This is a genomic window from Streptomyces yerevanensis (genome assembly GCF_000716805.1).
Taxonomy (GTDB): domain Bacteria; phylum Actinomycetota; class Actinomycetes; order Streptomycetales; family Streptomycetaceae; genus Streptomyces; species Streptomyces flaveus.
Map to the genome: position 1 here is coordinate 84414 of NZ_JNWJ01000004.1, position 13243 is coordinate 97656.

At 71.4% G+C, this 13243-nt stretch carries 12 protein-coding genes; all 12 read left to right on the plus strand.

The features are described from left to right. The first annotated feature begins 14 nt into the window (after positions 1–14). The 12 genes from OP79_RS05380 to rfbC are packed head-to-tail and all read left to right on the plus strand — an operon-like array spanning position 15 to position 13236. Entirely contained in the window at positions 15–1565 is a 1551-nt protein-coding gene (locus OP79_RS05380) for a right-handed parallel beta-helix repeat-containing protein (RefSeq protein ID WP_033318808.1), read from the plus strand. Position 1566: 1 nt separating this feature from the next. Beyond that, a complete protein-coding gene (locus OP79_RS05385; RefSeq protein ID WP_033318809.1) occupies positions 1567–2877 on the plus strand; it encodes a membrane protein in 1311 nt (436 codons plus the stop codon). Between the two features lie 8 nt (positions 2878–2885). After that, on the plus strand, positions 2886–4163 hold the full coding sequence (locus OP79_RS05390; RefSeq protein WP_033318943.1) for a glycosyltransferase: 1278 nt from the start codon (positions 2886–2888) through the stop codon (positions 4161–4163). Beyond that, entirely contained in the window at positions 4160–5395 is a 1236-nt protein-coding gene (locus OP79_RS05395; RefSeq protein ID WP_033318810.1) for a class I SAM-dependent methyltransferase, read from the plus strand. Before OP79_RS05390 ends, OP79_RS05395 begins: the two co-directional genes overlap by 4 nt. Next, positions 5392–6228 (plus strand): glycosyltransferase family protein, encoded by an 837-nt coding sequence (locus OP79_RS05400; protein ID WP_033318811.1) that lies wholly within the window; start codon positions 5392–5394, stop codon positions 6226–6228. The genes OP79_RS05395 and OP79_RS05400 overlap by 4 nt, the downstream gene beginning before the upstream one ends. Next, positions 6225–6872 carry a PIG-L deacetylase family protein gene (locus OP79_RS05405; protein ID WP_033318812.1) on the plus strand — a complete coding sequence of 216 codons (648 nt, stop codon included), beginning with the start codon at positions 6225–6227 and terminating at the stop codon, positions 6870–6872. Before OP79_RS05400 ends, OP79_RS05405 begins: the two co-directional genes overlap by 4 nt. Positions 6873–6875: 3 nt before the next feature. Beyond that, positions 6876–7901: an NAD-dependent epimerase/dehydratase family protein gene (locus tag OP79_RS05410; protein ID WP_033318813.1), complete on the plus strand. Its 1026-nt coding sequence runs from the start codon at positions 6876–6878 to the stop codon at positions 7899–7901. 20 nt (positions 7902–7921) lie between these two features. Further along, positions 7922–9196 (plus strand): DUF4910 domain-containing protein, encoded by a 1275-nt coding sequence (locus OP79_RS05415; protein WP_033318944.1) that lies wholly within the window; start codon positions 7922–7924, stop codon positions 9194–9196. Between the two features lie 5 nt (positions 9197–9201). Beyond that, a complete protein-coding gene (locus OP79_RS05420; protein ID WP_033318945.1) occupies positions 9202–10491 on the plus strand; it encodes an MATE family efflux transporter in 1290 nt (429 codons plus the stop codon). Further along, positions 10488–11435 carry a glycosyltransferase family 2 protein gene (locus tag OP79_RS05425; protein WP_033318814.1) on the plus strand — a complete coding sequence of 316 codons (948 nt, stop codon included), beginning with the start codon at positions 10488–10490 and terminating at the stop codon, positions 11433–11435. The genes OP79_RS05420 and OP79_RS05425 overlap by 4 nt, the downstream gene beginning before the upstream one ends. Next, the gene (locus tag OP79_RS05430; protein ID WP_033318815.1) at positions 11432–12688 is read left to right on the plus strand and encodes a polysaccharide pyruvyl transferase family protein; all 1257 of its coding nucleotides are present in this window, start codon (positions 11432–11434) and stop codon (positions 12686–12688) included. Before OP79_RS05425 ends, OP79_RS05430 begins: the two co-directional genes overlap by 4 nt. After that, positions 12685–13236 carry a dTDP-4-dehydrorhamnose 3,5-epimerase gene (rfbC, locus tag OP79_RS05435; RefSeq protein ID WP_033318816.1) on the plus strand — a complete coding sequence of 184 codons (552 nt, stop codon included), beginning with the start codon at positions 12685–12687 and terminating at the stop codon, positions 13234–13236. The genes OP79_RS05430 and rfbC overlap by 4 nt, the downstream gene beginning before the upstream one ends. Positions 13237–13243: the final 7 nt, after the last annotated feature.

Here is a 13243-nt window from a genome sequence, read left to right on the forward strand (position 1 = left end):
GAGGACGCGTGGGGATGAAGTGGCGGAACTGGGCGTTGCCGGCGGCACCGCTGGCGGTGGTCCTGCTGGCGGCGACCGGCTGTACGAGCACGCCGGACGCCCGGCCGGAGCCGACCGACGCGTCCTCCGCGTCCAGGGCGCCCTCCGCGTCCAGGGCGCCCTCCGCGTCCGTGGCACGGGTGTGCGCCAAGCCCGCGGCCGGGCCGGCGAAGGCGCCGGCGGGTGCGGTGACGGTCGACCCCGCGGTGGTCGGTGACCTGGCCAAGAAGACCGAAAGCAGCCCGCCGAACACGACGTTCTGGCTGCGACCGGGCAAACACAGGCTCGTGCCGGAGCAGTACGCCCAGGTCATCCCCAAGAAGGGCAACACCTACCTCGGCGCACCAGGTGCGGTGCTCGACGGCGGCAAAGCCAACCAGTACGCGTTCGGCGGTGAGGCCACCGACGTCACGATCCGCTATCTGACCGTGCAGCATTTCGTCGCGCCGCACGACGAGGGCGTGGTCAACAACGGCTCGAACGACGGGTGGGTGATCGAGCACGCGACGATCCAGAAGAACTCCGGCGCCGGGATGATGGCCGGTGCCCGCCAGAAGATCCGCGCCAACTGCCTGCGCGACAACGGACAGTACGGGATCAACGCATATAAGGACGGCGACTCCATCCGTGACCTGGTGGTCGAGGACAACGAGATCGTCGGCAACAACACCGACGACTGGGAGCGGAAGAAGCCGGGCTGCGGCTGCACCGGTGGCGCCAAGTTCTGGGCCGTGAACGGCGCCGACATCCGCGGCAACTGGGTGCACGACAACCGCGGAACCGGGCTGTGGGCGGACCAGAACAACAACGACTTCCTCTTCGAGGACAACGTGCTCGAGGCCAACGACGGTGCCGCGCTGATGTACGAGACCAGCTACAACGCGGTCATCAGGAACAACACGGTCCGGCGGAACAACTGGGTCGAGAGCCGCAAGCTCGCCGAGCGCGGCGACAACTTCCCGTACGCGACGGTCTATGTGTCCGAGTCCGGAGGAGAACCACGGATCAAGGCCCGCACGGACAAGATCGAGATCTACAGGAACGTGCTGGAGAACAACTGGAACGGGATCACCCTCTGGGAGAACTCCAATCGGTTCTGCAACAGCCCGGCCAACACCTCGACCGGTTACTGCACGTTGCTGGTGAAGGACACCAAGCGCTGCGCGAAGCCGGCGATCGCCACCGCGCCGCTCTACGACGACTGCCGGTGGAAGACCCAGCGGGTGGACATCCACGACAACCGCTTCCTGCTGGACACGTCGGTCGTCAAGTGCAAGGCCGAGTGCGGCCGCATGGCGGTCCTCTCCAACTACGGCACCTATCCGGACTGGTCGCCGTACAAGGCCAAGCGGGTGGCCGAAGCGATCACCCACAAGCAGCACAACCGCTGGCACGACAACGTCTACCGCGGGCCGTGGAACTTCACCGCGGTCGACACGGACCAGAAGCTCGACTCCGGGCAGTGGCAGGGCACGCCGTACCGGCAGGACGCGGGCAGCACCTTCGCCCCACGGGCCGGTGGTTGAGATGGACGGGAGCGTGAAGCCCGGCGTCCTGCCGGGCGGACCGGAAACGGCGCGCACGCGGCCCGGCACCGAACCGGGCGCCGCCGGCACACCGAAGGCCGTCGGGATCGTCTGGGCGCTACTGGCCCTCAACACGCTCGGATCCGCCGGGGCGAAGACCATCGTCCCGCTTCCCCGCTCCCTCATCCAGATGGCCACCATGGGCGCGCTGGCCGCCGCTTTCGCGCTGGCGCTCGCGCTCAATCTCCGGCTGCGCATCCGAGCCAGCGCCTTCGTGTTCCTGCTCACCCTGCTGCTGGTGCCGAGCGTGATCTCCAGCGCGAACCTGGACGTCGGGTTCGGCGCACTGTTCCGCTGTGCCCGGCTGGCTCTGTTCGTCGGCACGCTGTGGCTGCTGAGCCGATGGTGGGACGGCAGCCTGACGTTCGTCCGGCACCACATCCGGATGTACTTCGCGGTGCTCGGGACGGCGGCCGCCGGCCTGGTCATCTCACCGGGTGCGGCCATGCCCGAGACCTACGGCGGCCGGCTTGTCGGCGCGTTGTGGCCGCTCACCCCGCCGCAGATCGGACAGTACGCCGCAGTGATCATCGGGCTCACGGTGCTGCTCGTACTGGGTCGCCGGACCACCAGGGGCAGCGCGGCCGTGGTCATCGTGCCCTCACTCGTACTGCTCGCGTTGACCCATACCCGGACGGCCACGGTCGGCCTGCTCGTCGGCCTTGTGCTGGCGATCGGTTCGCTCGTCCTGAACAGCGCTGCCGCCCGCCGGTTCTTCGCCTGGGCGGTGCTGGTGTCCGCGGTGGCCGCGGTGGGGTTCGCCTCCGCGCTGCAGGCGTGGTTCCTGCGCGGACAGAGCAAGGAGTACTTCACCAGCCTCACCGGCCGGGCCAAGGTCTGGGACGCCCTGCTGGCAGCGCCCCGGACGACTACGGAGCAGGTGTTCGGCGTGGGCCTGGGCGACAAGTCGTTCGGCGGGCTGCCGATCGACAACAGTTGGCTGGCCGTCTACCACGAGCAGGGTCTGATCGGCGTCACCCTCGTCGCGGCGATCCTCATCGTCCTTACCGGCGTCGCGTTGCTGCGACCACCGTCGCTGCCGAGGGCCTGCGCGATCTTCCTGATCAGCTACGTCGCGATCTCGTCATACACCGAGGCCGGCCTCGGTGACGCCTCGGCGTATCTGCTGCATCTGGCCCTGGCCGCCTCGCTGCTCGCGGCACCTGCCGCGGCCACGTCCCTCGCTACGGCCACGCCCCTCACGACGCCCGCAGTCCCGCAACGGCGTATCCCGCGATGGGCCCGGAGGTGACCTTGAGCATGCACGTCCTCGTGGTGCACAACCGCTACTCCTCGGCGCAGCCGAGCGGGGAGAACAGGGTCGTCGACCAGGAAGTGGGGCTGCTGCGCGCGGCCGGCCACCGGGTCGAGGTGTTCGAACGGCGCAGCGACGACATCGCCGGCCGGTCCCTCCGCGGCAAGGCCGCGGTGCCGCTCCTTGTGCCGTGGAACCCGGCGGTCCGCGCGGAGCTCGCCGCCCGGCTGCGCACCTCACGCCCTGACGTGGTGCACATCCACAACGTCTTCCCGCTCCTGTCGCCCGCGGTCCTTGCCGCCTGCGCCGACGCCGGCGTGCCCGCCGTCGCCACGCTGCACAACTACACCCAGGTCTGCCCGCCCGGCACGCTGCACAGGGATGGCCGGCCGTGCACCGACTGCGTCGGGTCGAAGGTGTCGCTGCCCGCCGTCCGGCACGGCTGCTACCGGAACTCCCGCCTCGCGACGGTGCCGCTCGCGGTCAGCCTGACGGTCAACCGGCGGCGGTGGTGGTCCGGCGTGGAGCGGTTCTTCTGCATCTCCACGGCGCAACGCGACGTCCTGGTCCGGTCCGGCATGCCGGCCGAGCTGCTGACGGTGAAGCACAACTTCGTGCCGGAGCCGGGCGCCTGCCGAACGGGCGCCGGCGAGCATGTGCTCTTCCTCGGCCGGCTCGCGGAGGCCAAAGGCGTACGGCTGCTCATGGCCGCGTGGGACGACATCGCCGCGGACGGCGGTGTGGGCGTGCCCCTCGTGATCGCCGGCGCGGGGCCACTGGAGCGAGAGGTGACCGCCTGGGCGGCGGGCCGGGACGACGTGCGCCACGTCGGCCTGCTCGACCCGGCTCAGTGCCGGCAGGCCGTCGCACGGTCGGTCGCCCTGGTGGCTCCCTCGTTGGTCCTGGAGACGTTCGGCCTGGTGGTGGCGGAGGCGATGGCGGCGGGGGTCCCGGCCGTCGCCGCCGGTCACGGCGGCTTCACCGAACTCGTCGAGGACGGGGTGACCGGGTTGCTGCACCGGCCGGGCGATCCCGCCTCGCTCGTGTCCTGCCTGCGCCGGGTCACGGCCGAGCCGGCCCGCAACCGGGAGATGGGACAGGCGGCCCGGCGCCGTTACGAGCAGAGTTTCAGCCCGGATGTAGGGCTGGAGCGCCTGGTGGATGAGTACCGCACCGCGATCGCGGGTCGGTCCGGCGGCGGGGACAGCCCGCCGCCGTTGGGGGACGGAAACACTGGCTCGCGGCGGGGGCACCCGCGCGAGCGGGATGGGGGCAGTAGATGACACGATGCCGACTCTGCGGCTCGGCGGCGCTGGCGAGCGTCGTCGATCTGGGGGCGACCCCGCCGTGTGAGAGCTTTCTCGCCGCGGACCAACTGGATCAACCGGAGCCGGCGTACCCGCTGCATCTGCGGGTCTGCACCGACTGCTGGCTCGCGCAGATCCCTCCGCTGATCACGCCGGAGGAGACGTTCAAGGAGTACGCGTACTTCTCCTCGTACTCGACCTCCTGGGTGGAGCACGCGCACACGTACGTCGCCGACGCCGTACAGCGCCTTGCTCTCGGCCCCGACGCCTTCGTGGTCGAGGTCGCGAGCAACGACGGGTACCTGCTGAGGCACATGGTGGACCGCGGGATCCGCTGCCTCGGCATCGAGCCGTCGGTGAACGTCGGCGCCGCGGCGCGCGAGGCGGGTGTGCCCACGCTCACGGAGTTCCTGAGCCCGGACACCGGCTCGGCCGTCCGCGCCGAGCACGGCCCGGCGAACCTGGTCGTGGCCAACAACGTGTACGCGCACATCCCCGACGTGGTCGGGTTCACCCGGGGGCTGCGCGCCTTGGTCGCCGACGACGGCTGGGTCTCCATCGAGGTGCAGCACCTGCTGACCCTGATCGAGGAGAACCAGTACGACACGATCTACCACGAGCACTTCCAGTACTACACGGTCGCCGCCGCGATCCGGGCCCTGGCGAGCGGCGGACTCGCGCTCGTGGACGTCGAGTTGCTGCCCACGCACGGCGGCTCCATCCGGCTGTGGACCCGGCCGGCCGAGGTGGCCGGCGAGCCGACCCGGCGGGTGGCCGATGTGCTGGCCCGGGAGAAGGCCGCCGGGCTGCAGGAGCTGTCCGGGTACGCCGAGTTCTCCGCCCGGGTGGCCAAGGTGCGCCGGGATCTGCTGCGGTTCCTCATCGAGGCGGCCGAGCGCGGCGAGACGGTCGTCGGCTACGGCGCCCCGGGCAAGGGCAACACCCTGCTCAACCACTGCGGCATCCGGCCCGACCTCCTCCCGTACACGGTCGACCGCAACCCCTACAAGCACGGCAGGTTCACGCCGGGCACCCGCATCCCGATTCTGCCGCCCGAGCAGATCGCCGCCGACAAGCCGGACTACATCCTCGTCCTCCCGTGGAACCTGCGGGCCGAGCTGGTCGAGCAGCTGTCCTTCGTGCACGACTGGGGCGGCCGGCTGGTCTTTCCCATACCGGAACTGAGCATTGTCGAGGTCAAGGCATGAAGGTCGTTCTGTTCTGCGGCGGTTACGGGATGCGGATGCGGAGCGGTGCCGCAGACGACGTGCCGAAGCCGATGGCGATGGTCGGCCCGCGGCCGCTGATCTGGCACGTCATGCGCTACTACGCGCACTTCGGGCACACGGAGTTCATCCTGTGCCTCGGGTACGGGGCTCACCACATCAAGGACTTCTTCCTCAACTACGAGGAGACGGTGTCCAACGACTTCGTGCTGCGGGGCGGGCGGACCGAGCTGCTGTCCACCGACATCGCCGACTGGACCATCACGTTCGCGCAGACCGGCATCGAGTCGCCGATCGGGGAGCGGCTGCGCCGGGTGCGGCACCACCTGGACGGCGACGAGATGTTCCTCGCCAACTACGCCGACGTGCTCACCGACGCCCCGCTGCCGGAGATGATCGACCGGTTCGCCCGGCGCGACGCCGGTGCGTCGATGATGGTGGTGCCGCCGCAGTCCTCGTTCCACTGCGTGGACCTGGGCGAGGACGGCCTGGTGGGGGGCATCACCGCGGTGAGCGACATGCCGCTGTGGGAGAACGGCGGCTACTTCGTGCTCCGCCAGGAGGTCTTCGACCACATCCCGGAGAACGGGGACCTGGTCGCCGACGGATGCGCCCAACTGGCCAAGCGCGGCCGGCTGGTGGCGCACCAGCACCGCGGCTTCTGGAAGCCGACCGACACTGTGAAGGAGCGGGCCGCGCTCGACGACGCCTACGCCCGGGGCGACCGCCCGTGGGCCGTGTGGGAACGGGACGGCGCAGGGGCCGGCCTCCAGGGTGCGACCGGCGGCAGCAACGGCTCCGGAGTGAGAGCGTGATCCGGCTCGGGGCCGGGCGCCTGGACCGGATCGTCGCGGTGGGCGCGCACTGCGACGACATCGCCATCGGCGCCGGCGGCACGCTGCTGACGATGTGCCTCGCACACCCGGGTACCCGCGTCGACGCGCTTGTGCTCTCCGGCGGTGGCAGCGAGCGGGAGCAGGAGGAGCAGGCCGCGCTCGCCGCCTTCTGCCCGGGCGCCGACCTGCGGCTGACCGTGCACAAGCTGCCGGACGGCCGACTGCCCGCGCACTGGGACGAGGCCAAGGCCGCGGTCGAGGAACTGCGCGAGCAGGCCGAGCCGGATCTCGTACTGGCCCCGCGCACCGAGGACGCGCACCAGGATCACCGCGGCCTGGCGAAGCTGGTCACCACCGCGTTCCGCGACCACCTCGTGCTCGGCTACGAGATCGTCAAGTGGGACGGCGATCTCGGCCGTATGGCGGCGTACCAGCCGCTGTCGCCGGAGATCGCCGAACAGAAGGTGCGCCTTCTGCAGGAGCACTACCCCTCGCAGCGGCACCGGCCCTGGTACGACCGGGAGGCCTTCCTCGGCCTTGCGCGGATCCGCGGCATCGAATGCCACGCGCGCTACGCCGAGGCGTTCGCCGTCACCAAACTCACGCTCGATCTGGGGGACTGAACCTTGCGCGTACTGCTGACCGGACACCAGGGCTACCTGGGCACCGTGATGGCACCGGTCCTCGCGGCCGCCGGGCACGAGGTCGTCGGCCTCGACGCCGGCCTCTTCGCCGACTGCGTCCTCGGCCCGCCACCCGCGGACCCGCCCGGGCATCAAGTGGACCTGCGCGACGTCACGGCCGAACACGTGGCCGGGGTGGACGCCGTGATCCACCTGGCCGCGCTGTCCAACGACCCGCTGGGATCGCTGGCGCCGGACCTCACCTACGACATCAACCACCACGCCTCCGTACGCCTTGCCCGGCTGGCCCGCGACGCCGGAGTGCGGCGCTTCCTGTACGCGTCGACCTGCTCGGTCTACGGCGCCGCCGGTGGTGACGGCCTGGTGGGCGAGGAGGCTCCACTGCGCCCGGTGACGCCGTACGCGGAGTCCAAGGTGCGGGTGGAGGACGACCTGCACGCGCTGGCCGACGGCGACTTCAGCCCGGTGTTCATGCGCAACGCCACCGCCTTCGGCTACTCGCCCCGGCTGCGCGCCGACATCGTGCTGAACAACCTGGTGGGCCACGCGCTCCTGTCCGGCGAGGTGCGGGTGCTCTCCGACGGCACCCCCTGGCGCCCGCTGGCGCACGCCGCCGACATCGCACGGGCCTTCGCGGCCGCGCTGACCGCACCGCGGGAAGCGGTGCACGACCGGGCGTTCAACATCGGCAGCGAGATCAACAACGTCACGGTCGCCGAGATCGCCGAGCAGGTCGCCGAGGCGGTACCCGGCTCACAGGTGGTGACCACCGGGGAGAACGGTGCCGATCCACGGTCGTACCGGGTGGACTTCTCCCGGTTCCGCGCCGCGGTACCCGGCTTCGACTGCGAGTGGACCGTGAAGCAGGGCGCGCTCGAACTCGCCGACGCCTACCGGAAACACGGGCTGACGCGGGAGGACTTCGAGCGACGCTTCACCCGCCTTGCCGTGCTGCGCGCGGCGTCCGACGCCGGCACCGTCGACGACACCTTGCGGCGGCGCCGATGACGGCGGCCGGCGAACAGCCGATGACCACGCCCGGCGAGGAGATGCACGCGCTGGTGGAGCGGCTGTACCCGCTGTGCCGGAGCATCACCGGCGACGGTGTGCGCGCCACCCTGGAGATCGTCGGCGAGTACGTCCCGCTGCAGGTGCACGAGGTGCCGACCGGGACTCAGGTGCTCGACTGGACGGTGCCGCAGGAGTGGAACATCCGGGACGCGTACATCGCCGACACCGCCGGCAACCGGGTCGTCGACTTCGCCGCGTCCAGCCTGCACGTGCTCGGCTACAGCGTGCCGGTGTCGGCGACCATGCGGCTGGCCGAGCTGCGCGAACACCTGCACACCCTGCCGGACCACCCGAACTGGGTCCCGTACCGCACGAGTTACTACAAGCCGGAATGGGGATTCTGCCTGGCCCAGGAGACCCTGGACGCGATGCCGGACGGCGACTACGAGGTCCGTATCGACTCCACCCTCGCCGACGGCCATCTCACTTACGCCGAGCACGTGGTCCCGGGGCAGGTCCCGGACGAGGTGATCGTCTCCTGCCACGTCTGCCACCCGTCGCTGGCCAACGACAACCTGGCCGGCATCGCGGTGGCGACGTTCCTGGCCCGGGCGCTGGCCCGGCAAACGCCGTACTACACCTACCGGTTCATCTTCGCGCCCGGCACCATCGGGGCGATCACCTGGCTGGCCCGCAACGCGGAGCGGGTGGAACGGGTCAAGCACGGCCTGGTGCTGGCCTGCGCAGGCGACCCGGGCCAACTGACGTACAAGCAGAGCAGGCGCGGCGACGCGGAGATCGACCGGGTGATGCGGCACGTGCTGGCCGCCTCCGAACGCCCGCACCGCGTCACCGAGTTCACTCCGTACGGCTACGACGAACGGCAGTTCTGCTCACCCGGGTTCGATCTCGGCGTGGGCTCGCTCAGCCGGACCCCGTACGCCGGCTACCCCGAGTACCACACCTCGGCGGACAACCCGGACTTCGTCTCCCCGGAGGCAATGGCGGACACGCTCGCCGTCTGCCGCGAGGCATTCGCCGTCCTCGACCGCAACCGGCAGTACGTCAACCTCAGCCCCTACGGCGAACCGCAGCTGGGCCGGCGCGGCTTGTACGACGCGCTCGGCGGCCGCAGCGACACCAAGCAGGCCCAGATGGCCATGCTCTGGGTGCTCAACCTCTCCGACGGCGAGCACAGTCTGCTGGACGTCGCCGAGCGGTCCGGGCTGCCGTTCGACACCGTCGCCGTCGCGGCCGGAGCCCTGCACGGCGCCGGGCTGATCAAGGCATGACGGCGATGACCACCGAGGGGGAGAGGACGAGACCGAAGGCGGCGAACGCCAGGCGGGCCGTCGTCGGGCGGCTGTCCTGGGGACTGGCCGACCAAGCGGCCTCCAGCATGGGCAACTTCGTGGTGGGCATCTACGTGGCCCGCTCGCTGGGCGTGACCGCGTTCGGCGTGTTCAGCCTTGCCTGGGTGACCTACGGCGTGGTGCTCAACGTCTCCCGCGGACTGGCCACCGATCCGCTCATGGTCCGCTTCAGCGACGTGTCGGACGCGGCCTGGCGCGGGGCGGTGGCCCGGTCGTCGGGTACCGCGCTCGGCGCCGGTGCCGCCCTCGGCGCGGCGTGTCTGGTGGTCGGCCTTGCCCTCGGCGGCCGTATGGGGCCCGCGTTCGCCTGCCTCGGCGTCGTCCTGCCGGGGCTGCTGCTGCAGGACGCGTGGCGGTTCGCGTTCTTCGCCGCCGGCGCCGGGCGGAAGGCGTTCGTCAACGACCTCGTGTGGGGCGTCGCGCTCGTCCCCGCCATGGTGGTGGCGGCGCACGTGGGCAGCGTGGCCGCCTTCGTACTCGCTTGGGGCGGATCCGCCGCGGTGGCCGCCGTGTGCGGCTGCTTCCAGTCCCGCATCCGGCCCCGTCTGACCGGTGCGCGCGAGTGGCTTCGCGCGCACCGCGACCTCGGCTACCGGTACCTCGTCGAGAACGTCAGCAACAGCGGCGCGGGCCAGCTGCGAGCGTATGGGCTCGGCGCGATCGTCGGCGTCAGCGCGGTGGGGGTGGTCCGGGGCGCCGAACTTCTGCTCGGCCCGTTCACGGCTGTGCTGATGGGGCTGTCTCTGGTCACCGTCGCGGAGGCGGCACGGGTACTGCGGCGGACCCCGCAGCGGCTGGGTAAGTTCTGCCTCCTCCTCGGCGGCGGACAGGCCGTCGCCGCGCTGCTCTGGGGCGGGGCGCTGCTGCTGGTGCCGGACCGGGGCGGCGAGTTCGTGCTCGGCGGCGTGTGGAGCTCTGCCTCGGACCTCATCGTGCCGGTCACGCTCGGCGTCGCGGGTGCCGGTCTCGGCACCGGCGCGGCGGCCGGGCTGCGCGCGCTCGGCGCGGCTCGGCGCAGCCTGCGCAGCCAGCTGATCGCCTCCGCCTGTTACGTCATCGGCGGGCTCGGCGGCGCGGCCGCGGCCGGCACGGCCGGCTCGGCCTGGGGCGTCGCCGCCGCGACCGTCTGCGGCTCGGCCGCGTGGTGGCTGCAGCTGCGCTCCGTCCTGCGCGAGCGTCATCAGAACCCCATCCCCGAAGTGAGGACGTCATGACCGCCCATCCCCGGCTGAGCATCGGCCTGCCCGTGTACAACGGCGAGGAGTACCTCGCCGAGGCGCTGGACGCCCTGCTCGGCCAGACCTACGAGGACTTCGAGCTGGTCATCTCCGACAACGCCTCGGCCGACGGAACCCAGGACATCTGCCGCAAGTACGCCGCGCAGGACTCCCGCATCCGGTACATCCGCCTGTCGCGGAACATCGGCGCCGCACCGAACCACAACTACGTGTTCACCGAGTGCCGCGGCGAGCTGTTCAAGTGGGCCTCGCATGACGACCTTTACGCCCGCGACCTGCTGCGGCGCTGCGTGGAGGCGCTGGACGAGCGGCCAGAGGTGATCCTCGCGCACGCCGACCAGGCGGTCATCGACGAGGACGGCCAGGTGAAGGTCCCGTACGAGTACACGCTCGCCACCGCCTCGCCGCATGCACCGGAGCGGTTCCGCAGCATGCTGTTCGAGCCCGGCGGCGACGACTTCTACGGGGTGATGCGGGCCGACGTGCTGCGCCGGGTGAAGCCGCACGACAGCTACCACCACGCGGACCGCACGTTCGTCGCCGAGATCGGCCTGCACGGGCCCTTCCACCAGGTGCCGGAGCTGCTGTATTTCCGCCGCGACCACCCCAGCCGCGCCGAGCGGGCGAATCCCGGCAAGCGCTCCCGGTGCGTCAACCTGGACCCGCGCCGGGCGGGCCCGCTGCACCCGACGCCCCGGCTGCTCGCCGAGTACGTCTGGGGCTTCGTCTCGGCGATCCGGCGGGCGCCGTTGTCCTCGGCCGAACGGCGCGCGTGCTACGGCCACCTGGCCGCATGGATGACCAGCCGGGCCCGGCCGGGCGCCGGTGAGCGGGTCGAGGACCGCGCCCCGGTCGACCCGGCCAAGCTCACCGTCTCCGTCGACGCCCTGGTCGCCGGACGTGAGGGGAGGCAGGCATGACGTCCGGACACGAAACTCCGGTGCGCGTCGGGGTGTTCGGCCTGCTCGGCTCCGGCAACCTCGGCAACGACGGGTCTCTCGAGGCCGTCCTCGGCTACCTCCGCGCCGAGCACCCGGAGGCGGTCGTGGACGCGCTGTGCGGCGGACCCGAGGTCGTCGCGGCCCGGTACGGGATCCCCGCGACGCGGCTGCACTGGTACCGCGGGGAGTACCGGACCGCGTCGCGTGCGGGCGCGATCGCGGCGAAGGGTCTGGGCAAACTCGTCGACGCCGTCCGCACCGCTGCCTGGGTGCGCCGGCACGACGTGGTGATCGTGCCTGGCATGGGCGTCCTGGAGGCCACGCTGCCGCTGCGGCCGTGGGGCTTCCCGTACTCGCTGTTCCTGCTCTGCGCATCCGGCCGGCTGTTCGACACCCGGGTCGCGCTGGTCGGTGTCGGCGCCGCCCCGATCGGCAACCGGCCGACCCGGGCCCTGGTGCGCTGGTCGGCGCGGCTGGCCACGTACCGCTCGTACCGGGACACCCTGTCCCGCGACGCGATGCGGGCGATGGGCGTCGACACCGCGCGCGACGAGGTCTACCCGGACCTCGCCTTCGCCCTGCCGACGCCGACGGCGAGCGCGCCCTCAGACCAGGCCCTGAGCCCGTCGGGTCCGGTCTGCGTCGGCGTCATGGACTTCCACGGCGGCAACGACGACCGTGCCCGGGCCGAGGAGATCCACCGGCGCTACCTCGACGGGACAACTCGCTTTGTCCGCACGCTGGTTCAGGACGGCAGGCCGGTCCGGCTGCTCACCGGCGACGAGTGCGACGCACCGGTGGTCGCCGCGATCCTCGACGCGGTGGACTCGCCGCTGGTCACCGCCGCCGAGGCGGCCTCGCTGGCCGACCTGATGAAGGAGACGGCGGCTGCCGACACCGTGGTGGCGACCCGGTACCACAACCTGATCTGCGCCCTGAAGGTCGGCACGCCGACGCTCGCACTCAGCTATGCGGCGAAAAGCGACGCGCTCATGGACCGGATGGGCCTTGCCGCGTACTGCCACCCGGCCCGCGAGGTCGACGCCGACCGGCTGCTCGAACAGTTCCGGACGCTGGAGAAGCGATCGGCGGAGCTGCGTCGGACCCTCACCGAGCGGAACCTGGTCGCCGCCCGGCAACTCGAGGACCAGTTCGCCGCCTTGACCGCGGCCCTGTTCCCGGCGACCGACCACACCCACGCGCACGCCCACGCTCGGCAGGAGGCTCCATGAAAGCGACCGAAGTCCCGGAGATCGCCGGCGCGTACCTGTTCGAGCCGACGCCGTACGCCGACGAGCGCGGCTTCTTCTGCCGCACCTTCGACGCCGACGTGATCCGCTCGGTGGGCCTCGACCCGGATGCCTTCGTCCAGGACAGCCTGTCCCGCTCGGTCCGGGGCGTGCTGCGCGGCCTGCACCTGCGCTCCGGCGCCGGCGAGGCCAAGCTGGTGCGGTGCTCGTACGGGAGGATCTTCGACGTCGTCGTGGACCTGCGGCCGGACTCGCCGACCTACCTGGGCCGGGCCTTCTTCGAGCTGTCCGACGAGACGCAGGTGACCCTGTACATCCCGGCGGGGTGCGCGCACGGCTTCCAGGCGCTGACCGAAACCGCCGACACCTCGTACCGGATCGACCGCCCGCACGATCCGGCCGAGGACGTGACGATCGCCTTCGACGACCCGGAGCTCGCCATTCCCTGGCCGCTGCCGGTCACATCGATGTCCCAGCGGGACCGGGAGGCGCCGAGCCTCGCCGAGGTCCTGAAGCAAAGAGAGAAGTGAGGGACGG

Bases quoted from the DNA above. Each gene is read 5' to 3' on its own strand.
- OP79_RS05380 (WP_033318808.1), top strand. From the start codon at position 15: ATGAAGTGGCGGAACTGGGCGTTGCCGGCGGCACCGCTGGCGGTGGTC.
- OP79_RS05385 (WP_033318809.1), top strand. From the start codon at position 1,567: ATGGACGGGAGCGTGAAGCCCGGCGTCCTGCCGGGCGGACCGGAAACG.
- OP79_RS05390 (WP_033318943.1), top strand. From the start codon at position 2,886: ATGCACGTCCTCGTGGTGCACAACCGCTACTCCTCGGCGCAGCCGAGC.
- OP79_RS05395 (WP_033318810.1), top strand. From the start codon at position 4,160: ATGACACGATGCCGACTCTGCGGCTCGGCGGCGCTGGCGAGCGTCGTC.
- OP79_RS05400 (WP_033318811.1), top strand. From the start codon at position 5,392: ATGAAGGTCGTTCTGTTCTGCGGCGGTTACGGGATGCGGATGCGGAGC.
- OP79_RS05415 (WP_033318944.1), top strand. From the start codon at position 7,922: ATGACCACGCCCGGCGAGGAGATGCACGCGCTGGTGGAGCGGCTGTAC.
- OP79_RS05420 (WP_033318945.1), top strand. From the start codon at position 9,202: ATGACCACCGAGGGGGAGAGGACGAGACCGAAGGCGGCGAACGCCAGG.
- OP79_RS05425 (WP_033318814.1), top strand. From the start codon at position 10,488: ATGACCGCCCATCCCCGGCTGAGCATCGGCCTGCCCGTGTACAACGGC.
- OP79_RS05430 (WP_033318815.1), top strand. From the start codon at position 11,432: ATGACGTCCGGACACGAAACTCCGGTGCGCGTCGGGGTGTTCGGCCTG.
- rfbC (WP_033318816.1), top strand. From the start codon at position 12,685: ATGAAAGCGACCGAAGTCCCGGAGATCGCCGGCGCGTACCTGTTCGAG.